Source organism: Geodermatophilus sp. URMC 65 (assembly GCF_053502545.1).
Genome location: NZ_CP199954.1, coordinates 2,280,203 through 2,300,352 on the forward strand (window position 1 = coordinate 2,280,203; position 20,150 = coordinate 2,300,352).

Annotated in this window: 23 protein-coding genes and 1 tRNA gene; 12 read left to right on the top strand and 12 right to left on the bottom strand. The window is 76.3% G+C overall.

The window, feature by feature from the left end; translation table 11 throughout:
* The first annotated feature begins 277 nt into the window (after positions 1–277).
* The 6 genes from ACWIX7_RS11110 (at position 278) to ACWIX7_RS11135 (ending at position 7,367) form a co-directional block, all read left to right on the top strand.
* Entirely contained in the window at positions 278–1,078 is an 801-nt protein-coding gene (locus ACWIX7_RS11110) for an MBL fold metallo-hydrolase (RefSeq protein ID WP_448621594.1), read from the top strand.
* On the top strand, positions 1,075–1,701 hold the full coding sequence (locus ACWIX7_RS11115) for a DedA family protein (protein ID WP_448621595.1): 627 nt from the start codon (positions 1,075–1,077) through the stop codon (positions 1,699–1,701). The genes ACWIX7_RS11110 and ACWIX7_RS11115 overlap by 4 nt, the downstream gene beginning before the upstream one ends.
* Positions 1,698–3,842: a phage holin family protein gene (locus ACWIX7_RS11120; RefSeq protein WP_448621596.1), complete on the top strand. Its 2,145-nt coding sequence runs from the start codon at positions 1,698–1,700 to the stop codon at positions 3,840–3,842. Before ACWIX7_RS11115 ends, ACWIX7_RS11120 begins: the two co-directional genes overlap by 4 nt.
* Positions 3,843–3,926: 84 nt before the next feature.
* Entirely contained in the window at positions 3,927–4,901 is a 975-nt protein-coding gene (locus tag ACWIX7_RS11125; protein WP_448621597.1) for a glucosyl-3-phosphoglycerate synthase, read from the top strand.
* Positions 4,902–5,199: 298 nt separating this feature from the next.
* The gene (locus tag ACWIX7_RS11130) at positions 5,200–6,162 is read left to right on the top strand and encodes a glucosyl-3-phosphoglycerate synthase (protein ID WP_448621598.1); all 963 of its coding nucleotides are present in this window, start codon (positions 5,200–5,202) and stop codon (positions 6,160–6,162) included.
* Positions 6,159–7,367: a glycosyltransferase gene (locus ACWIX7_RS11135; protein WP_448621599.1), complete on the top strand. Its 1,209-nt coding sequence runs from the start codon at positions 6,159–6,161 to the stop codon at positions 7,365–7,367. Before ACWIX7_RS11130 ends, ACWIX7_RS11135 begins: the two co-directional genes overlap by 4 nt.
* Before the next feature lies 1 nt (position 7,368).
* Here the strand turns inward: ACWIX7_RS11135 and ACWIX7_RS11140 are convergent, their stop codons facing one another.
* Entirely contained in the window at positions 7,369–8,340 is a 972-nt protein-coding gene (locus tag ACWIX7_RS11140) for a Gfo/Idh/MocA family protein (protein ID WP_448621600.1), read from the bottom strand.
* Positions 8,341–8,685: 345 nt separating this feature from the next.
* On the opposite strand from ACWIX7_RS11140, the gene ACWIX7_RS11145 reads away from it, so the two are divergent.
* Entirely contained in the window at positions 8,686–9,402 is a 717-nt protein-coding gene (locus tag ACWIX7_RS11145; protein ID WP_448621601.1) for a TetR/AcrR family transcriptional regulator, read from the top strand.
* A 2-nt stretch (positions 9,403–9,404) separates the two neighbouring features.
* Here the strand turns inward: ACWIX7_RS11145 and ACWIX7_RS11150 are convergent, their stop codons facing one another.
* From ACWIX7_RS11150 to ACWIX7_RS11165, 4 genes are all read right to left on the bottom strand, one after another.
* A complete protein-coding gene (locus ACWIX7_RS11150; RefSeq protein WP_448621602.1) occupies positions 9,405–9,998 on the bottom strand; it encodes a TetR-like C-terminal domain-containing protein in 594 nt (197 codons plus the stop codon).
* Positions 9,999–10,143: 145 nt separating this feature from the next.
* Positions 10,144–10,476 (bottom strand): hypothetical protein, encoded by a 333-nt coding sequence (locus ACWIX7_RS11155; RefSeq protein ID WP_448621603.1) that lies wholly within the window; start codon positions 10,474–10,476, stop codon positions 10,144–10,146.
* Positions 10,477–10,569: 93 nt separating this feature from the next.
* Positions 10,570–11,460 (bottom strand): 1,4-dihydroxy-2-naphthoyl-CoA synthase, encoded by an 891-nt coding sequence (locus ACWIX7_RS11160; protein ID WP_448621604.1) that lies wholly within the window; start codon positions 11,458–11,460, stop codon positions 10,570–10,572.
* Positions 11,461–11,489: 29 nt separating this feature from the next.
* The gene (locus tag ACWIX7_RS11165) at positions 11,490–11,984 is read right to left on the bottom strand and encodes a hypothetical protein (RefSeq protein ID WP_448621605.1); all 495 of its coding nucleotides are present in this window, start codon (positions 11,982–11,984) and stop codon (positions 11,490–11,492) included.
* 462 nt (positions 11,985–12,446) lie between these two features.
* Between ACWIX7_RS11165 and ACWIX7_RS11170 the strand changes: the two genes are divergently transcribed.
* Positions 12,447–13,253 carry an endonuclease/exonuclease/phosphatase family protein gene (locus ACWIX7_RS11170; protein WP_448621606.1) on the top strand — a complete coding sequence of 269 codons (807 nt, stop codon included), beginning with the start codon at positions 12,447–12,449 and terminating at the stop codon, positions 13,251–13,253.
* Positions 13,254–13,270: 17 nt separating this feature from the next.
* On the opposite strand, the gene ACWIX7_RS11175 is transcribed toward ACWIX7_RS11170, so the two are convergent.
* Positions 13,271–13,738 (bottom strand): NUDIX domain-containing protein, encoded by a 468-nt coding sequence (locus ACWIX7_RS11175; RefSeq protein ID WP_448621607.1) that lies wholly within the window; start codon positions 13,736–13,738, stop codon positions 13,271–13,273.
* A gap of 54 nt (positions 13,739–13,792) precedes the next feature.
* Here ACWIX7_RS11175 and ACWIX7_RS11180 point away from each other — a divergent pair, with 54 nt between their 5' ends.
* On the top strand, positions 13,793–14,362 hold the full coding sequence (locus tag ACWIX7_RS11180; RefSeq protein ID WP_448621608.1) for an LOG family protein: 570 nt from the start codon (positions 13,793–13,795) through the stop codon (positions 14,360–14,362).
* Positions 14,359–15,522, top strand: a complete 1,164-nt coding sequence (locus tag ACWIX7_RS11185; RefSeq protein ID WP_448621609.1) for an NAD(P)/FAD-dependent oxidoreductase — start codon at positions 14,359–14,361, stop codon at positions 15,520–15,522. The genes ACWIX7_RS11180 and ACWIX7_RS11185 overlap by 4 nt, the downstream gene beginning before the upstream one ends.
* Here ACWIX7_RS11185 and ACWIX7_RS11190 read toward each other — a convergent pair.
* Complete coding sequence (locus ACWIX7_RS11190) at positions 15,467–16,555, bottom strand: GGDEF domain-containing protein (RefSeq protein ID WP_448621610.1); 1,089 nt, start codon at positions 16,553–16,555, stop codon at positions 15,467–15,469. The two genes, ACWIX7_RS11185 and ACWIX7_RS11190, sit on opposite strands and share 56 nt — an antisense overlap.
* Before the next feature lie 154 nt (positions 16,556–16,709).
* Here ACWIX7_RS11190 and ACWIX7_RS11195 point away from each other — a divergent pair, with 154 nt between their 5' ends.
* Together ACWIX7_RS11195 and ACWIX7_RS11200 are read left to right on the top strand one after the other, a co-directional pair.
* The gene (locus ACWIX7_RS11195) at positions 16,710–17,027 is read left to right on the top strand and encodes an STAS domain-containing protein (RefSeq protein ID WP_448622147.1); all 318 of its coding nucleotides are present in this window, start codon (positions 16,710–16,712) and stop codon (positions 17,025–17,027) included.
* An 82-nt stretch (positions 17,028–17,109) separates the two neighbouring features.
* Positions 17,110–17,397, top strand: coding sequence for an STAS domain-containing protein (locus ACWIX7_RS11200; RefSeq protein WP_448622148.1), 288 nt, complete (start codon positions 17,110–17,112; stop codon positions 17,395–17,397).
* Here the strand turns inward: ACWIX7_RS11200 and ACWIX7_RS11205 are convergent.
* The 5 genes from ACWIX7_RS11205 to ACWIX7_RS11225 all read right to left on the bottom strand — a co-directional run bounded on the left by ACWIX7_RS11205 (position 17,354) and on the right by ACWIX7_RS11225 (position 20,029).
* Positions 17,354–17,440, bottom strand: a tRNA-Ser gene (locus ACWIX7_RS11205). The two genes, ACWIX7_RS11200 and ACWIX7_RS11205, sit on opposite strands and share 44 nt — an antisense overlap.
* Positions 17,441–17,472: 32 nt before the next feature.
* On the bottom strand, positions 17,473–17,703 hold the full coding sequence (locus tag ACWIX7_RS11210) for a hypothetical protein (protein ID WP_448621611.1): 231 nt from the start codon (positions 17,701–17,703) through the stop codon (positions 17,473–17,475).
* Between the two features lie 176 nt (positions 17,704–17,879).
* Entirely contained in the window at positions 17,880–18,509 is a 630-nt protein-coding gene (locus ACWIX7_RS11215) for a hypothetical protein (RefSeq protein ID WP_448621612.1), read from the bottom strand.
* Between the two features lie 283 nt (positions 18,510–18,792).
* On the bottom strand, positions 18,793–19,500 hold the full coding sequence (locus tag ACWIX7_RS11220) for a class I SAM-dependent methyltransferase (protein WP_448621613.1): 708 nt from the start codon (positions 19,498–19,500) through the stop codon (positions 18,793–18,795).
* Between the two features lie 46 nt (positions 19,501–19,546).
* The gene (locus ACWIX7_RS11225) at positions 19,547–20,029 is read right to left on the bottom strand and encodes an N-acetyltransferase family protein (RefSeq protein WP_448621614.1); all 483 of its coding nucleotides are present in this window, start codon (positions 20,027–20,029) and stop codon (positions 19,547–19,549) included.
* Positions 20,030–20,150: the final 121 nt, after the last annotated feature.

The window sequence follows — 20,150 nt, forward strand, 5'->3', positions numbered from 1 at the left end:
GTGGCTCCCGCAGCGGACATCTGTGGACGCCGGCCCCGGCTGTGGACGCCGTCCTCGCTCGGCCCTGTTCCGGCCGACCCCTACCCGGCCGTGATCATGGGGTTGTCGCGGGTCCGGGCGGCGTGTCGTCGCGTGTCCACCTGCCACAACCCATGATTGATCGAGAGGGGCGGCCGAGGGAGTGGAGGCGGGCCTGGAGGAAGGCACCCACCCCTCGGGGCACTGCCATGGGTCGAAGCGGTGCCGGACCGTCGGAGGGGCGGTCGATACTGGACCGGTGGGCGGCCTGCACCTGCACTTCCTCGGCCACTCGACGGTGCGCGTCGAGTCGGCCGGGCACACGGTGCTGACCGATCCCCTGCTCACCGGGCGCGTCGGGCCGCTGCGCCGCGTGGTGCCGGCCCCAGAGCCGGAGACGTACGCCGGCGTCGACCTGGTGCTCGTCAGCCACCTGCACGGCGACCACCTGCACCTGCCCTCGCTGCGGCTGCTCGGCCCGGACGTGCGGGTCGTCGTCCCCCGGGGTGCGGGAGCGTGGCTGCGGGCGCGGGGCTTCCGGCACGTGGTCGAGGTGCTGCCAGGCGAGACGATTCCCCACGGCGCACTGCGGGTGACCGCCGTGCCCGCCGATCACTCCGGGCACCGCTGGGGCCCGCGGCTGACCCACGGCCCGGACACCGGCGCGGTCGGCCACCTGGTCGAGGGCGGCGGACGCACCGTGTACGCCGCCGGCGACACCGACCTGACCGACGCGATGTCGCTGCTCGGCGAGCGCGGCGTCGACGTCGCCCTGCTGCCGGTGTGGGGGTGGGGGCTCACCCTCGGCCCCGGCCACCTCGACCCGACGGGCGCGGCCGAGGCGGCGGCGCGGCTGCGGCCGCAGGTCGCCGTCCCCGTGCACTGGGGCACCCTCGCGCTGCGCGGCGCCACGCACCTGCCGCGGATGCGCCGGCTGCTCACCGAGCCGCCGCGCGACTTCGCCGCCGCGGTCGCCGCCCGCGGCCTGGACACCGCCGTGGTCGTCGTCGAGCCGGGCCGCGCGGTGCCGCTGCCGGACCCGGTCGGGACGACGTCGTGAGCGCGCTCGCGGCCGGCTGGACCGACGGCTCGATCGGCTACCCCGTCCTCTTCGGCGGCGTGCTGCTCGGCTCGGTGGTGCCCGTCGTCCCCACCGGGGCGGTGGTCGGCGCGGGCGCGGCCTTCGCCGTGACCGCCCACGAGCTCGACCTCGTGCTCGTCGTGGTGGTGGCCACGCTCGGCGCCTGGGCCGGCGACGTGGTCACCTTCGCCGTCTGCCGGTTCGGCGGGCCCGCGGCGGTCCGCTGGGTCGCCCGCGGCCAGCACGCCGAGCGCATCGAGGAGGTCCGGGAACAGTTCCGCCGGCACGGCTGGCAGATCGTCGTCGTCGGCCGGCTGCTGCCCGCGGGCCGCATCCCGGTGCTGCTGGCCGCCGGCGCGCTGGCCTACCCGTGGCGGCGGCTGCTGCCGGCGTCGCTGCTCGCCGCGTTCCTCTGGGCGGTCGCCTACGCCGCCCTCGGCGTGGTCAGCGGCGGCATCTTCGACTCGCCGCTGATCGCCGTCCTGCTGGCCACCGTGCTGGTGCTCCTCGTGGGTGCGGTGCTCAACGTGGTCGGCGCGCGCCGCCGGCGCACCCCCGACCCGGAGCCCGAGCCGGACCCCTCGACCTGCGGCCCGGCATGACCGCACCCTCCGGGCGGGTCCTCCAGCGGGGCCGCACGCCGGCGCGCGTCGTCCTCACCTGGGCGGCCACCACCGCCGCGCTCGCCGTCCTCGACCGCTGGCTCGGCGCGTTCACGATGCCGTCGTGGTGGCAGCCGCCGCTGATCGCGCTGCTGCTCGGCCTGCTCACCGGCGTCGTGTGGCCGCTGGTCATGCGGGTCGCGCTGCCGCTGGCCTTCTTCACCTTCGGCCTGGGCAGCTTCCTGCTGCTGGGGGCCGCGGTGCTCGGCCTGTCCTTCCTCGTGCCCGGCGTCGTCATCGCCGACCTGCGCACCGCGGTCGTCGTCGGCGTCGCCATGGCCGGGGTGTCCGGGCTGGTCAGCAGCCTGCTCGCGCTGAACGAGGACGAGCTCTTCTTCCGCCGCGCGCGCCGCCGGGCCCGGGGGACGGCGGAGGGCGAGCCGTGCCCGCCCGGCGTGCTGTTCCTGCAGATCGACGCGCTCTCCTACGACACCGCCCGCCGCGCCGTCCGCGACGGCTCGATGCCGAACCTGGCCGCCTGGCTGCGCTCGGGCAGCCACGTGCTGACCACCTGGCACACCGACTGGAGCTCGCAGACCGGCGCCTCGGTCTGCGGCATCCTGCACGGCTCCAACGCCGACATCCCGGGTTTCCGCTGGTACGACAAGGACCGCGACCACATCGTCCGGGTCTCCTCGCCGACCGACGCCGCCGAGATCGAGCGGGCGCACTCCGACGGCCGCGGGCTGCTCTCCGGCGGCGGGGCCAGCCACGGCAACCTGTTCACGGGGGACGCCGAGCACGTCAGCCTCACGATGAGCTCGCTGGCGTACGTCGTCCCCGCGGCCAGCCGGCGGGCGCGGCAACGGCGGCAGCGCGCCGGCACGGGCTACTACGCCTACTTCGCCAACCCGGGCAACGCGCTGCGCACCATCGCGGGCTCCCTCGTCGACGTGTACCGCGAGCTCCTCGCCGCCGCCCGCGAGCGCCGGGACGACGTCCGGCCGCGAGTGCCGCGCGGTGGCGTCTACCCGCTGGCCCGCCCGGGGACGACGGTCATCTCCCGCGACGTCGTGGTCTTCGCGCTGCTGGAGGACATGCTCGCCGGCCGGCCGGTCGCCTACGCGGACTTCCTCGGCTACGACGAGGCCGCCCACCACGGCGGGCTCGAGCGGGCCGACAGCCTGGCCGTGCTGCGCAGCATCGACCAGCAGATCGGCCGGCTGCACCGCGCCGCCCAGCTCGCGCCGCGCGAGTACCACCTGGTCTGCCTCTCCGACCACGGCCAGACGCAGGGCGAGTCCTTCGCCACCCGGTTCGGGGAGACCGTCGAGCAGCTGGTCGGCCGGCTCTGCGGCGGACGCGGCGAGCTGCCGGCCGGCCACCTCACCGGCCCGCGGGACAGCCGGCGGCTCACCGAGAGCTGGCAGGTCGGCGCGGCGCTGGCCGAGGGCGGGCCGATCGCCCGCCGGCTGCGCGAGCGGGTGGAGCGTGCCGAGGGCGTGCCGCACGCGCACGAGCTGCCCGCCGACCGCGAGGGCCGGGTGCCGCGGGTGGCCCCGGGGGTGGTCGTCGCCGTCTCCGGCCACACCGCGATGGTGTCCTTCGCCGACATCCCCGGCCGGGTGTCGCTGGAGGAGATCGAGCGGCACTGGCCGGCGCTGCTGCCCGGGCTGGTCGACCACGACGGCGTCGGGTTCCTGCTCGTGCACTCCGAGGAGCACGGCCCGGTGGTGCTCGGCCGCGACGGGCTGCACCGCCTGGCGACGCGCGAGGTGGTCGGCGAGGACCCGCTGCTGCCCTACGGCCCGCACGCCGCCGGCCTGGTGGCCCGCGGCTCGACGTTCCCGCACTGCCCGGACGTCGTCATCAACAGCCGCTACGACCCGGCCACCGACGAGGCCTCGGCGTTCGAGCCGCACGTCGGCTCGCACGGCGGCCTCGGCGGCCCGCAGCAGCACGCCTTCCTGCTGCACCCCCGCTCGTACCGGACGCCGGGCGAGGTCGTCGGCGCCGAGGCGCTGCACCGGGTCCTGCGCGGCTGGCTCACCGATCTGGGCCACCCCGAACCGACCGGGGACGGCGCCGCCGTCGGTGCACTCAGCGCAACGGCACGGCGCTCCTCCGACGTCCCGGTGTGACCTGCCGCCGCACAGGCGGTGACGTCCACGTGAACTCCGGTGCGCCCGTGGCGTCGCGGTGATCACCTCGCCGAGAGTGGGCCGATGCGACCCGATGCGCGCGCCTGGTTCGAGTCCCGGACCACGTCGGCTCCCTCCCTCGACGCACTCGACCTCGACGCGCTGCTGCGTGCCAAGCGCCGCGGGCAGCACCGGGTCAGCGTCGTCCTCCCCGCCCGGGACGAGGAGGCGACCGTCGGCGGGCTCGTCGCCGACCTGCACGAGCAGTGGGTCCAACGGGTGCCGCTGGTCGACGAGCTGCTCGTCGTCGACTCCGACTCGACCGACGCCACCGCCGCGGTGGCCCGCGCGGCCGGGGCCCACGTCGTCGCCGCGGCGGACGTGCTGCCGGGCCACGGCAGCCGCCCGGGCAAGGGCGAGGCGCTGTGGAAGGGGCTGGCCGCGACCACCGGCGACCTCGTCGTCTTCCTCGACGCCGACCTGCTCGGCGACGTGCGGCACTTCGTGCCCGGCCTGCTCGAGCCGCTGCTGATCGACCCGCAGGTCGAGTACGTCAAGGGCTGCTACACCCGGCCGCTCGACGTGGGCGGCGCCAGCGTCCCCGCCGGCGGCGGTCGAGTCACCGAGCTGACCGCGCGGCCGCTGCTCAACGCGCTGTGGCCGGAGCTGGCCGGGTTCGTGCAGCCGCTGGGCGGCGAGTACGCCGGACGGCGCTCGGCGCTGGAGCAGGTGCCGTTCGTGTCGGGCTACGGCGTGGAGGTCGGGCTGCTGGTCGACCTGCTGCAGCTCGTCGGGCTGGCCGGGCTGGCGCAGGTGGACCTCGGCGTGCGCCGGCACATCTCGCAGGGGCAGGAGGCGCTGGGCCGGATGGCGGGACAGGTCGTGTCGACGGTGCTCGCCCGGGCGGGGCGGGGGCAGGCCGGCGGGCTGCTCACCCAGTTCCGGCACGACGGCGCCGGGTTCGTGCCGCACAGCACGGCAGTGGCTGTCGACGAGCGGCCGCCGATGGCGACGGTGGCCGAGTACCGGCCGCCGCTCGGCGACGTCGTCGTCGGCTGAGGCCGCCAGCACCTCCACCTGGTCAACCTCAGGCCCTGCTTCCAAGAGGAAGCAGGGCCTGAGGTCCCGCAGGGGTGGTCGTGCTCCGGCGACCACGGGCGCGCCAGCGCGCGACTGCCCCTCCGCATGCTCGGACGCTGCTCACCATGCGGAGCAGGGGGTGAGCGTCCGGGAGCACACCCGTGGGCCGGGAGCGGGACGCGGACAGCGGCCGCAACCCCCGGTTCTCGTGCATCCTGGCGCCCGACGGGGACCGCCGTGCCGACACCGACGTCGGCACCCGGCCTGGAGGAGACGCGTGCGCCCTGACGTCCGACGCTGGCTCGATCACCGGACCTTCACCGCGGAGACCTGGCAGGCGCCGGACCTGGTCACCGCCAAGAGGTCCCACGGCTGCACCGTGAGCGTGGTGCTCCCGGCCCTCGACGAGGAGCGCACCGTGGGCAGCATCGTAGCCACCATCCGCGCGGAACTGGTCGAGCGCTGCCCCCTGGTCGACGAGGTGGTCGTCGTCGACAGCGGGTCCAGCGACCGCACGGCGGAGGTGGCGGCCGCGGCCGGTGCCCGCGTCGTCTCCGTCGACACGGTGCTCCCCCGGCACGGCAGCCGGCCGGGCAAGGGCGAGGCGCTGTGGAAGTCGCTGGCCACCACCAGTGGCGACCTGCTGGTCTTCGTCGACTCCGACCTCATCGCCTTCGACCCGCAGTTCGTCGTCGGCCTGCTCGGCCCACTGCTCACCGACCCCACCGTCGGCTACGTCAAGGCGCTCTACGACCGGCCGCTGACCACCACCGACGGCATCGTCCCCTCGGGCGGCGGCCGGGTCACCGAGCTCGTCGCCCGACCGCTGCTCAACGCCTTCTGGCCCGAGCTGGCCGGCTTCGTCCAGCCGCTGTCCGGGGAGTACGCCGGCCGCCGCGAGCTGCTCGAGCAGGTGCCGTTCGTCTCCGGCTACGGCGTCGAGCTCGGCCTGCTCGTCGACCTGGTGGCCCTGGCCGGCCTCGACGCCCTCGCCCAGGTCGACCTGGGCACCCGGCAGCACACCCACCAGGCCGACGCGGCCCTCGGCCGGATGGCCGGGCAGATCCTGCAGACCGCGCTGGCCCGCCGGCCCGGCACCGACCGGCCGGAGCGCGAGCTGCTGCAGTTCCTGCGCACGGCCGACGGCCTCGAGGGCGTCAGCTGGGACGTCGGGGTGGTGCAGCGCCCGCCGATGCGGTCGGTCCGCGCCGCCGAGGGCCGACCGAGGAGCCGGTCGTGAAGATCCTGATGGACGCCGGCCCGTGGCTGCCGGTGCCGCCGCCGGGCTACGGCGGCCTGGAGAACGTCGTCGCCACGCTGACCACCGAGCTGCGCGCCCGGGGGCACACAGTCGTCCTGGCCTCGGTGGGCGACTCGACGCTGCCGGTCGACGGGCTGGTGAGTGCCTTCCCCAGCGGCCGGTTCGAGCAGCTCGGCGGGCCGTACCCCCAGGTGGTCGGCACCGCGCACGCGCACGAGCAGGTGGTGCTGGCGACCCTCGCCGAGCACGCCCTGGCCGGCGAGCCCTTCGACCTCGTGCACAGCCACGTCGAGGTGGTCGGCCCGGCCCTGCTCGCCGGCCTGGGGGACGCCGCCCCGCCGACGCTGGCCACGCTGCACTGGGACACCCATCGCAACGCCGACTTCTGGGGCTCCTTCGACGGCGGGGGCCGGGTCTGGTTCGCCGGCGTCTCCGACACCCAGGTGGCGCAGGCGCCGGCGGCGCTGCGCGAGCAGGTGGTCGGCGTCGTCCCGCTGTCGGTGCCGGTCGACGGCCCACCTCCCGTGCCGCGGACGGACCGCTCCGGCTCCGTCCTGGTGCTGGCCCGGCTGTGCGAGCCCAAGGGCATCGACACCGCTCTGCGCGCCTGCCGCGCGGCCGGCGTCCCCCTGGTGCTCGCCGGCCCGGTCGGCGGGCTGCCCGACCGGGAGGCGCTGGAGGCGGCCCTCGACACCCCCGGCCACCCGGCCCGCTCGCACCCCGACGTGGCGTGGTTCCTCCAGCACGTCGACCCGCACCTCGACGGCGGAGCCGCGCGCTGGATCGGCAGCGTCGGCGGTGCGGCGAAGGAGGAGCTGCTGCGCACCTCCCGCGCGGTGCTGTTCCCCATCCGCTGGGAGGAGCCCGGCGGCACCGCCGTCTGCGAGGCCCTGGCCGCGGGGACGCCGGTGGTCGCCATGGCCCGCGGCTGCCTGCCCTCCCTGGTGGACGACGGCCGCACCGGCTTCCTCGCCACCGACGAGGCGGGGTTCACCGCGGCGCTGGGGCGGCTCGACGAGATCGATCCGGAGACCTGCGCCGCCGAGGCCCGCCGCCGCTTCGCCCCGGCCGTGATGGCCGACGGCTACGAGCGGCTCTACGCCGCGACGCTGGCCCGCGCGCGGGCCTCCACCCGGTCCCGCGGCCGGCTCCCGTCCCCCCGCCGGCAGCGTGCGCTGCGCTGAGTCAGGGTCGGACGGCCTCCCCGGTGCGGGCCGACTCGGCGATCGCCACCGCGACCCGGTGGGTGCGCAGCGCCTCGGCGTAGCCGACCAGCCCCTCCGCCGCTGCGCCGCCGGCCAGCACGTCGACGAACGCCCGGTCGACCGCGGTGCGCCCGTCGACCCGCGGCTCGCTGCGCTGCGCGCCGTCGGCGGTGGTGACGGACAGCGAGGTCTCGGTGAGCTCGACCGCCGCGCCGTCGCATACCACGTCGAGGCCCGCGGCCAGCTTGCCCGGCAGCGAGCAGGCGGCGGTCACCGTGCCGACGGCGCCGGACGCGAACGCGAGCAGAGCGGCGGTCGCGTCGTCGACATCGCGGCCCTCCGCGGTGGACGGCGCGGCCGTGGCGCGGACCTCGGCCACCTCACCGGCCAGCAGCCGGGCCAGGTCCAGCACGTGGGTGAGCTGCTCGACCACCTGTCCGCCGGAGCGCTCCCGCCGCGCCCACCAGGCCGGCGGCGGAACCTTGTCCCACCAGGTCGCGGAGACCAGCCGGGGCCGGTGCGCGGCGCAGACGGCGCGGGCGGCGGCGACCGTGTCCAGGTGCCGCCAGTGGTAGCCGGTCGCGGTGGGCAGCCCGGCCCCGGCCACGGCCCGCGCCACCTCCTCGGCGACGGCGACCCCGGTGGCCAGCGGCTTCTCGACGAAGAAGGGGACGCCCGCACGGACGGCGGCCAGCTCCAGCTCGCCGTGCGCGAAGGGCGGCACGCACAGCCAGACGCCGTCCAGCCGCTGTGCGAGCAGCCGGTCGACGTCCTCGACGACCGGCACGCCCAGCTCGCCGGCGAGCGCGTCGGCAGCACCGGGGACGGCGTCGGTCACGCCGACCAGCTCCACGTCGGGGAAGCCCGCCAGCGTCCACGCGTGGCGGGCTCCGACGCCGCCGGCTCCGACGAGTCCGACGCGGACGGGGGTGCCGGTGCTCGATGCGTCCATGGCGGGGTCCTGCCCCTCCCACGGAGCGCGCAACCGCAGGTCGGACGCGTGACCGACGCCCCGGGCGGCCGCGCAGCCCAGCGACACACCGCCGTACGTGAGGCACCCTGGGAGTGTGATGCCATCGTCCGCACCGGCCACGCGGCCCGGGGACGGACGGCGACGCGCCGGTCCACCGGCACACCCCCGTGGCCGACGTCGCCGCCCACCCCGAGGTGGTGGTCGATCTGCTCATCCGGGTGGAAGTGGAGGAAGGAGCCGTGCTGGCCGACCGGTCCGAGCGCACAATGGCCCGGTGAGGGGGAGCACACCGTGGCATGTACGAAACGGAGTTAACCTGACACCGTGAGTGAGGTCATGGACCGGCGCGCTCGGAAGAAGGCGCGGACCCGGACGCTGATCCGCGAGACCGCGCAGCGGCTGTTCGCCGAGCGCGGCTTCGAGGGGGTCACCATCGCGGACATCGCCGCCGCGGCGGACGTCGCTGTCCAGACCGTCTTCAACCACTTCCCGACGAAGGAGGACCTCTTCTTCGACGGGCACACGCCGTGGGTGGAGGGCGCGGCCGAGGCGGTGCGTTCCCGTCCCCGGGGCACCGCCCCCCTCGACGCCCTGCACGCCTACCTCGTCGACCGGGTCGCCCTGCACGTCCGGCAGCTCACGACTCCCGAGGGCCGGCTGTTCGACGCCACGCTGGAGGCCTCCCCCGCACTGCGCGCCCGCGAGCGGGAGCTGCACCACGAGGCGACCGGGCGGCTCGGTGACGCGCTCCACGAGGTCTGGACGACCGAGGGCGGCGCCCCCGCGGTCCCGGAGGACGTCCGCACGGCCGCCTCGGTGACCGCCGCGGTCTGGCTGGCCGCCCTCCGCACGCTGATGGTCCAGCACCGTGGGCTGCTCACCGGCCCGGCCGGTGCCCTGCTCGGTGACACCGAGCAGGGCGTCACCCTGGCCTGCTCGGTCGCCGACCAGGTGTTCAGCGGTCTGGGCACGGCGATGTCCCCACCGGCGAGCACGGCGATGTCCCCACCGGCGAGCAAGGGGCTGAGGCCCACCGGCTGACCTCAGACGACAGCGCGCTCCTCGTCGGGTGCCACCAGCGGCAGCAGCACGTCGTCCAGCACGTGCTGCACCTCCTCACGGCTCATGGGGCCGCGGGCGGAGGTGTAGCGCTGCCACCAGAACGCCTCGATCACCGAGCACAGCAGCGCCAGCCGTGCGGCGGGGACCGCCTGCCCCCGCTCGGCCTCCCGGGCGCCGATCGTCTGCACGGCCGCGGCGAGCGGGCGGACCAGCGCGGCCTCCAGACCGGCGCGCAGGTCCTCCTCGTGGCGGGCGGCGCCCACCAGGCTGGCCGCCGCCCGCTCCTCCCGGTCCAGGGGCCGGCGCCACCGGTCGACGAGCGCGGCGAGATCATCGCGGAGCGAGCCCCGGTCCGGCGGCACCCGGACGAGCGTGAAGCGTCCCACCGCCGAGCGCGCCATCGCGGCCATCGTGGGCCAGCGCCGGTAGATGCCGGCCTTGCCGGCATGGGCACGGGCAGCGACGCGGTCGCTGTTGAGCTTGCCCCAGCCCTCGTCGGCCAGGATGTCGACCGCGACGGTGAGCAGCTGCTCGGACAGTTCAGCGCTCAGCGGGCGCCCCGGCGCGCCGCTCACGTCGAGACCAGGGAGATACGGGTCACCGGGCCATGGTGACGTGCACCCGGAGTCGCCACAACGACGACGCCCGGGTGTTTCGACCTTTTTCGGTGATTCCACGTTCCGGAAAGGACCCGGGTCGCCGATCCCGTCGCCCTGCGCGTCAGGCGCCCGCGGCGCTCTCGACCCGGACCTGCAGACCGGACCCGTCGTCCACCAGGCGGCCCGCGTCGGCCGCCTCCGTGACAACGCCGTCCCACCGCTGCGCCCAGTCGCCACCGCCGGCCTGCGGCTCGGCCGCCGCCCGCAGCGCCGCGACCTCCAGCACGCCGGTCTGCGCGTCCTCCAGCCGGCCGAGGCCGGCGTCCCGCAGCGCCTGGTCGGCCTCCTCGTCGGTCACCGCACCGAGGGCCAGGTACACCGCGGTCAGGTCGTCGACGTCGACCACCCGCACCTCGGGCCGCTCGTCGGCGCCGCCCACCACCTCGACGATCACCAGAAGGACCCCCTTCTCCCCAGCCCTCGCAAGCTCGCGCCGGGACCCGGAAGGGGGCCGCGACGGCGGTACCGTTGGCGCACAGCGCGATGCTCAAACATGCCAGGGGAAGCGGCTGAAGTCCGGGTCCCGCTTCTCGAGGAACGCGTCCCGACCCTCGACGGCCTCCTCGGCCATGTAGGCCAGCCGCGTCGTCTCGCCGGCGAACAACTGCTGGCCGACCAGCCCGTCGTCGATGAGGTTGAACGAGTACTTGAGCATCCGCTGCGCGGTCGGGCTCTTGGCGACGATCCGCCGCCCCCAGTCCAGCGCGGTCCGCTCCAGCTCGGCGTGCGGGACGACGCGGTTGACCATGCCCATGCGGTGCGCGTCCTCGGCGGAGTACTCGTCGCCGAGGAAGAAGATCTCGCGGGCGTACTTCTGGCCGACCTGCCGGGCGAGGTAGGCCGAGCCGAAGCCGCCGTCGAAGCTGCCCACGTCGGCGTCGGTCTGCTTGAACCGGGCGTGCTCGGCGCTGGCCAGCGTCAGGTCCGAGACGACGTGCAGGCTGTGCCCGCCGCCGGCCGCCCACCCGGGGACGACGCAGATGACGACCTTGGGCATGAAGCGGATCAGCCGCTGCGCCTCGAGGACGTGCAGCCGGCCGCTCGAGCGGCCCTTGTCGTGCTCGTAGCCGTACCGACCGCGGACGCGCTGGTCGCCACCGGAGCAGAACGCCCAGCCGCCGTCCCTGGGGCTCGGCCCGTTGCCGGTGAGGAGCACGCAGCCGACGTCGGTGGACAGCCGCGCGTGCTCGAGCGCGGCGATCAGCTCGTCGACGGTCTGCGGGCGGAACGCGTTGCGCACCTCGGGCCGGTCGAAGGCGATGCGCACGACCCCCGCGTCGACGGCCCGGTGGTAGGTGATGTCGGAGAGGTCGAGGCCCTCGACCGGCTGCCACGCCGCGCTGTCGAAGATCTCGGAGACGTCGTCGCGGGCGGTCATGGACCGAACCTAGCGCCGGGGCCGGCCGGTCACGGCAGGAGGCCGCCGACCACCCGTCCCGCCCCGTCGGTCACCACACCGACGACGCCACCGAGGCCGTCCTCGACCGTCTCGCACAGGGAGGAGCGCGGCTGGGGTGCCGGCGCGGGGGTGGGCGCCGGCGGCTGGGGCGCCGGGGCGCCGCCACCCGTCGAGCCGCCACTCGTCGAGCCACCGCTCGCCGACCCACCACCGGCGCCGCCCATCGATCCACCACCGGTCGGGCTCCCGCCCGGTCCGCTGCTGGAGCCCCCGCTCGCGCCATCCGCCGGACGGCCGGCCGCGGTGCCGCCGCTCCCCTGCCGGGACGCCGTCCCCCCGGCGGACGACGTCCCGGCGGTGCCCGAGCCCGCTGCCGCGGCACCGCTGCCGGGCTGGGCGGCGACCGGTCGGTCGCCCACGGGGACGGTCCCGATCGGCGCCGCCGGGTCGGCCGCCCCGGCGGCGCCGGGTGCCGGGACGCCGGGTGCCGGGTCGCCCGTCACCGCGTCGCCCACCGCCGGTGCGCCTGCGACTGGCGCGCCGCCGGGGGCCTCGACCGGGCTCTGCGTCGCGGTGGGAGCCGCGAGCGGCGGCGTCCTCCGGGCCGGCGCGCCGATGCCCTCGCCGGGGTCGGCGGGCCGGACGGTCGTCGCGCCGGAGGCGTCGCGGTCGCTGCCCCGCTCGTCGGGGTGGGGGCGATGGCGATCATCCCCAGGGCCGCGGCGCCGAGGCAGGCGGCGAGGAGGAACAGCGCCAGGGGCACCCGGCAGAGCGCCGCGTCCGGGAGCAGGGCGGCCCGGGTCCGCCGCGGGCGGTCGGTGCCGGCGGCGAGGTGGCGCGGGCGGGAGGACACCGGCCGGCTCCCTCAACGTCGAGGACGGGGCGTGCACAGGGTAGGCACCTCTGCACGCAGCGGCACCTTGACGGGAACGGCCCCGCCACCTGCCGCGAGTACCGTCGCCGGGGTGTCCGAGGGGCCCGCCGTGCGAGTCGGCACCGTCAACGTGGCCTCGGGCCGCAGTCCGGGCGGTCCGGTCCTCGACGCCGAGGGCCTGGGGAAGGCGGTCGCCGGCCTGGACGTCGACGTGCTCGCCGTGCAGGAGGTCGACGCCGGGCAGCCCCGCTCCCAGCGCGTCGACCAGGCCGCTGCTCTGGCCGCCGGACTCGGCGCCGCGGACTGGCGCGCCGCGGCCACGGTGGCCGGCACCCCGGACCCCTTCCGCAGCTGGTCCCCGGCCGGGCCGGTGCTGCGCGGCCCGCACACCCCCGCGGACGGCCCGCTCTACGGGATCGCGTTGCTCAGCCGGCTGCCGGTGCTCGAGTGGTCGGTGCTGGACCTGGGCTCCGGCCGGGCGCGGCTGCCGGTGCAGGGCCCCGACCCGCGCACCGGACGGGTGCGCTGGTGGTGGTTCCCCGACGAGCCGCGGGCCGCCGTGGCCGCCCGGCTGGGTGCGCTGACCGTCGTCGCCACCCACCTGTCGTTCGCCCCGCACACCGCCGTGCGCCAGCTGCTGCGGCTGCGCCGGTGGATCGCCGGGATGCCCGGCCCGGTGGTGCTGGCCGGCGACCTCAACCTGCCCGGCGCGCTGCCCGCCCGGCTGCTGCGGGCGACCCCGCTCGTGCGCGCGCCGAGCTACCCGGCGTCCGCTCCCCGGGCCCAGCTGGACCACCTGCTGGCCGTCGGGGACGGGCTGCGCGCGAGCGACGGCGCGACCACCGTGCTGCCGGTCGGCGACCACCGCGCGCTCACCGCGACCGTGACCCCCGCCTGACGGGGGACCGCCAGGGCTCAGGCGGAGAGCAGGTCGTGCAGGCGGTACAGCGACGCCTCGAAGCCCGGGTGCAGCGGCACCGACACCAGGTCGCCGAGCGCGATCCAGGCCACGCCGTCGCTCTCGCCGTCCAGCTCCAGGTCGCCCGGCTCGATGTCGCGCAGCGGGCGGGCCAGCACGGTCGTGTACGACCAGCCGCCGTGGTCGTCGACCGAGGCCGGACCGAGCTCCAGGTCCTCCGGCAGCAGACCCAGCTCCTCCTGCACCTCCCGGAGGGCGCCGTGCTGCGGGGACTCCCCGGCGTGCAGCGCGCCGCCGGGCGTCCCCCACGTGCCGCCGTGGTGCGACCAGACGGCGCGGTGCTGCAGCAGCAGCTCCGGGCCGTCGGCGCCGGCGCGGTGCACGAGCAGCCCGGCCGCGCCGACCCGGCCCCAGTGCCGGTGGCCGAGCGCGCAGGTCACCCAGCCGTCGGTCGGAGAGAACACGCCCTCAGTGAACCCCGTCCGGCGGGCCGGCGCCGCCGTGACAGGCTCGACGTCGTGCGCGTCGCCGTCTTCACCGGGTCCCGGAGCGGGCCGCCGTCCCACCGATCCGCCGCGGCCGGGTTCGCCGCCGGGCTCGCCCGCGCGGGCGTCGGCATCGTCTACGGCGGCGGGCGCGCCGGGCTGATGGGTGTGGTCGCCGACGCCGCCCTGGCCGCCGGCGGCGACGTCGTCGGCGTCATCCCCCAGCACCTGGTGGACGACGAGCTCGCGCACCCCGGGCTGCCGCAGCTGGAGGTGGTCGGCTCCATGCACGAGCGCAAGGCGCGCATGGCCGAGCTCGCCGACGCCTTCGTCACGCTGCCCGGCGCGGCCGGCACGCTGGAGGAGCTGTTCGAGGCCTGGACCTGGGGGATGCTCGGCCTGCACGCCAAGCCGGCCGTCCTGGTGGACGTCGACGGGTTCTGGCAGCCGCTGCTGGCCCAGCTGCGCCGCATGGTCGACGACGGCTACCTCGACGGCCGCCGGCTGGACGCGCTGGGCGTGGTCACCGACGTGGCGGAGCTGCTGGCCTTCGTCGAGCGCTACGAGCACCCGGCCCGCAAGTGGGCGCCGACCCCGCCGTGACCGGGTGGGACCTGCGCCGGGCGCCCGGCGTGGGGCGGCTGCAGCGCTGGGACGTCGTCGTCGTGGGAGGCGGCCCGGCCGGATCTGCCGCGGCGCTGGCCGCCCGGCGCAGCGGCGCCTCGGTGCTGGTGCTCGACCGCGCCGACTTCCCCCGCGACAAGGTGTGCGGCGACGGCGTGGCCCCCGAGGCGCTCGACGTCCTGGCCGGCCTGGGCGTCGACCCGGCCGCGCTGACCTCCGGGTACCCGCCGGTCCCCCGGCTCGCGCTGCGCTCGCCGGGCGGGGCGGTCGTCGAGCGCGACACGCACCGGCCGTCGTCCGTCGTCCCCCGGGAGGTGCTCGACGCCCGGCTGCTGGCGGCGGCACGGGCGGCCGGGGCGGAGTTCCGCCGGTCCACCGTGCGCACCGTGGCGGCCGACGCGGACGGCGTGACCGTCGACGGCACCGTGCGGGCAGGCGTGGTCGTCGGGGCGGACGGCGCGGAGTCCGTCGTCCGCCGGGCGCTCGGGCTGGGGTCCAACCGCCCGGACCGGCTCGCCGTGGCCATCCGCGGCTACGCGCCCGCGCTGCCCGGCCAGGGCGCCACCCAGGTGCTGGTGACCACCGAGCAGCGGTGGCCGGCCTACGCGTGGTCCTTCCCGCTCGGCGACGGGCGGGCCAACGTCGGCTACGGCGAGCTGGTGTCCGGCGGCGCGACCCGCGCGGCGCTGGTCGAGGGGCTGCACCGGCTGCTGCCCGGCGTGGCGCCGGAGGGGCTGCGCGCGCACCGGCTGCCGCTGTCCACCGGCCGACCGCGGCTGCCCGACGGCCGGGTGCTGCTGGCCGGCGACGCTGCGTCGCTGGTCAACCCGCTGACCGGGGAGGGCATCTTCTACGCCGTCCTCTCCGGCGCGCTGGCGGGTGCGGCGTGGTCCGCGGGGGCCGGCGCGGGCGCCCGGTACCGGGAAGCGCTGCGGCGGCGGCTCGGCGCGCACCTGCGCGCCACCCGGGTCGCCTCCGAGCTCTCCCGCTGGCCGCGGCTGATGGACGCCGCCGTCCGCGCGGCCGGCGCGGACCAGCGGGTCTTCGACGACGTGGTGGCCCTCGGCCTGGCCGAGGGACGGCTCACGGGGCGGACCGTTGCCGCGGCAGCCCGTCGGCTGGTCCGGGAACGGGACTGACGGCGACCTCGACGCGGTCGCGGCCGGCCCGCTTGGCCTGGTACAGCGCCGCGTCGGCGGCGGCGTAGAGCTCCCGCACGGAAGCGGCGTGCAGCGGTGCGTGGGCCACCCCCACGCTGATCGACAGCGGCAGCGCGTCGCCGTCGGCGCGCGGCAACGGCGAGGCCCGCACCGTCTCGACCAGCTCCCGGGCGCGCCGGGCCGCGGTCCCGGCGGTGCAGCCGGGCAGCAGCAGGGCGAGCTCGTCACCGCCGAGGCGGCCGACCACGGCGTCCCCGGCCCGCACCTGGCGCCGGACCAGGCCGGAGAGGTGGACCAGCGCGTCGTCCCCCACGGGGTGGCCGTGCGCGTCGTTGATCTGCTTGAACGAGTCGACGTCCAGCAGCACCAGCGCCGTCCCGTCGCCCATGGGGTCCCGCTCGAGGGCGCCGGTCAGGGCGTCGTCCAGGACCCGCCGGGTGACCAGTCCGGTGAGCGGGTCGACGTCGGCCTGCTGCTGCAGCGCCGCGACCAGGCGGTCCTGCGTCGAGGCGGTCCGGACCAGGATCACGGCCGCCACGACGAGCACGGTCCCGATGACGAGATGGTCGTGCATCGCCGGCTCGACGGGCTGGAGCAGCACCTGGGTGATCCCGTTGCCCACCACGGCCGCGCCCGTCACCAGGGCGACGGCGGCCCAGCGCAGGTGTGACGCCGCCCAGAGCACCGGGAAGGCGAGGAACGCCTGGGCGCCGGCGGAGGGGTCGTCGGTCAGCACGTTCAGCACGCAGGTCAACAGCACGCCGCCCACACCGATGAGGGGGAAGGCGCCCCTGCGGTCCAGCCGCTCGGCCGGGACGAGGACGCACAGCGCGATCGTCGCGACCAGCGCGGCGACCCCCGCCCAGGAGGCGGCCTGCGTCGCGCTGCTGACCGAGTTGGGCCCGAACGTCGTGAGCAGCGCCAGGACGACGGTGGAGACGCCCATGATCAGCACGATCGAGTGCGCCGAGGTGCGTGGCGCCCGCGCACGCAGCGAGTCGGCGACGAACATGCCCCCTCCATCGTCGTCCCGGCGGTGCGGCTCCAGCAGGCCTCCCCCGCGCGGGTGACGCCGGCGGCAGCGGATTCCCACCCCAGGCCCAGGAAACTGTCAGACCGTGCGCGCAGGATAGCGATCAGTGATCACGAGGAGGACGCCTGTGACGATGGCACCCGCGCCGGCCCGGGCGCAGGAGGTGACGGTCCACCTCGACGACCGGCTGCTCGCCGACGGCCTGGCCGACGTCCGCTGGCTGCTGCTCGGCACGCTGCACGCCGGGGCCGGCTCCCTGGTGGTGGACGTCTCCGGGGTGCAGCGCCTGCCGGACGCCGTCGTCGCCGTCCTGCTGTGGGCGCACCGCATCTGCCGGGCCCGCGGCGGCGGGGTGGTGCTGCGCGGCGCCGACCGCCGCACCGAGGAGCTGCTGCACCGGACCGGCCTGTGGCGGGTGCTGGTCTGCGAGCCCGCGCTGGCGGTCGCGTGACCGAGCTCGCGAGGTCACCCAAGAGCACAGCACCGCCGGACACGTGGCCGACGAACGCCAGCGAGGAGGACGCGTGACCGGGGTGCTGAGCGAGGTCGTCGACCGGCGGGCGGGACTGATCACGGTGAGCGGCCACCTGACCTCGAGCGGCGCGGACCTGGTGCGGGGCACGGCCGACCGGCTCCGCGACGCCGGCCACGACCGCGTGGTGCTCGACCTCCGCGGCGTTGGTGCCGTCGACGTCGATGGTCTGGCGGTCCTCCGCGAGCTGCACCACGACTTCCGCGTGGACGGCGGCGAGCTGCTCATCCGCAGCTGGCCTGGAGCGGAGGGCGTGGGATTCGAACCCACGATGGGTGTCACCCCATAGCGGTTTTCAAGACCGCCGCCATCGGCCACTAGGCGAGCCCTCCTGGCGGGTCGAGGCTATCCCGCCCCTGGCCGATCAGTCGCCGGGCTCGTCCCGGGCGGCGTCCTGCTCCCTGCGGAAGCGGAGCGACTCGACCAGCACGTAGCCGAACAGGACGCTCCAGGCGGAGTAGAGGAACGCCTCCCCCCATGCGGCGTCGACGAGCTGCACCACCACCTGCACCAGGCTGTAGGCGAGCGCGCCGGCGGCCAGCACCTGCACGCCCCGGTTGCCGAACCAGGGCGGGCGGAACGGGGTGGGAGCCACGGCGTCACGCTAGCCCGGCGGGTCGCGGCTGCCGCGGCAGCGACGCCGATCCCGCCGCCCACCGGTGTTGATCATGGGGTTGTCGTCGGTCGGCACGCCGGATCGCGGTGTGTTCTCACGCAACAAGCCCATGATCAACTGCTGGAGGGAGGAGGGAGGCGATGGGAGCCAGACGCCTACTCGGCCGGCTCCCCCACACGGACGACGCAGGCGCCACCGAGCGGCTCCACCGCGAAGCCGCGCACCGAGAGCACCTCGGCCAGCGCCCGGTTCATCACCTGCTGCACCAGTGCGTCGGCGGCGGCGCCGTGCAGCTGGTCCAGGCTCATCCGGTCGTGCTGCCGCCAGCTCACGACGACGCCGTCCAGGGCCGCCTCAGGGGTCAGGCACACGCCACCGAGCTCGCCGTCGGCACCGGTGGGGTCGTAGAGGAACAGCCCCGCCTCGGCCAGCACCGCGACCACCTCGACCACCAGGCCGGGCAGCGGGTGCTCGTCGTCCATGTCGGCGTCCCAGCCTGCTGGCAGCCGGTCGACCTGCTCGCCGAGGAACGACCACCAGGCCCGGTCCTGCGGGGAGGAGCGGCGGCGCAGCAGGCCGTCGGCCCGGCGGACGCCATACACGGGGTGGACGTCGGCCGGGGCGTCCTCGAGGTCGTCGAGGGCCCACAAGGCCTCGTCGCGGTCCCCGAACGGACCGGCGAGGACGAACCCGGGGCCGTCCTCCTCCTCGACGACCAGCCACCAGCCCTGGCGGACGACGCCGCCCAGGACCACCTCGTTGAACCGGGTGCCCACGATGCTCATCGGTCACCAACCTCCCCCGACAACGGGCCGCCGCCGGGGAAGGGCGACGGTTCCCGTGCGCCGTCGACGGTGCGGACGGCGGTGCGGAAACCATAGGTCTCGCAGCGCGTTTCCCCGGGACGCGCGCGACGTGCCCCGGCGCCTGCGACGCCCAATCGTTGCCAATCACCCCAGCGACCACGGTGACCCGCCCCAGCACGCACCCACTTGTCGACCGGTCCGAGCGTGACGGGGGTCCCGGGGCGGTCGGTGACTCTCGGACGGCGGCGCGCCCGTCGGCGTGTCAGACCGCGACGGCGGTGACGAACGTGCAGATGCCCTCGCCGTGCTGCGCGCGCCGCCGCAGCCCGAGGAGCGCGAGCAGGGCCATCTCGACGCGGTAGGCCGCGCGGGTCAGGCCGGTGTAGAAGGTGTCGCCGCCGCGCGTGACGCGGATGTCGCCGAAGCCGGCCAGCCGGACGTGCTCGGTCAGCATCCAGTCCGGGAGGATCGTGATGTGCCCGGGCTCGTGGTAGTGCCGGGGGCCGAAGATGAACGGTGCGCCGCGGAGGAACATCTTCAGCCGCGAGTGCGGGTGGGTGACGTTGGGCGTGCTGACCAGCAGCTTGTCGCCGGGCCGCAGCAGCGAGCGGATCGAGCGGAGCACCTGCCGCGGGTTCTCCACGTGCTCGAGCGTCTCGACGCACACCACCATGTCGAACGGGCCGCGGGTCTCCGCGGTCCACTGCGGGTCGTCCAGGTCGAGCCGGTGGATCCAGTCGTGCGGCGGGTCCAGGTCGGTGGGGACGACGTCGAAGCCGGCCTCGCGCAGCCGCACCGCGAGCGCACCGCAGCCGGCGCCCACCTCGAGCACCCGCCCGCCGTCGGGCAGCGCCGTCCGCGCCAGCTCGACGGCGTACTCGTGCACGCCTGGCGCGGCGTGCACGGAGTGGCCCTCGTAGAACCCGTGCGCCGCCGTCCGGTGGCCGCTCTTCTGCTTGGTCGCCGCCATCGGGCCAGCCTGGCACAACGGGTCGTCGACCGAGCGGGCCAGGGGTTCAGCCGCCGAGGTCCTTGCGCATCTGCTGGCTGACGACCCGGTAGCCGGAGGACCTGTACAGCCCGATGGCCCGGGGGTTGTCCCCGAAGACGTTGAGCTCGACCGCCGCGACGCCGTGCCCGCGGACGACGTCCTCCCCCGCCGCCAGCAGCGCCCGTCCGAGCCCGCCGCCGCGGTGCGCCTCGGCGACCTCGATGTCGTAGACGAAGGCGCAGTCCGGGACGCCGCGGGGGTGGGTGAGCCCGAGCCACAGCCGACCGACCGGCGTCCCGTCGTCCCGCAGGGCGGTGAACAGCAGCATGCCCGGCGTCGCCGTCCCCTGGGGCAGCAGCTCGGCGCTGCCCTGCAGGGCCCGCTCGAGGGCCTCCTCGGGCGACCAGCCGCTGGTGGCGACCAGCTCGTCGGCGAAGGCCCGCGCCGTGGCCTGCCGGAACTGCGCGAACTCCGCCTCGGTCATCGGCCGCAGCGTCACCGTGCTCACCGCGTGATCGTGGCACCGCCGGCCCCGGCTCACGCCGCCCCTGATCGCCTCCCCACCCCGTGATCGCCTCCCCACCCCGTGATCATGGGGTTGTTGCCGCCGCACACGCTCCGCGCCGCGT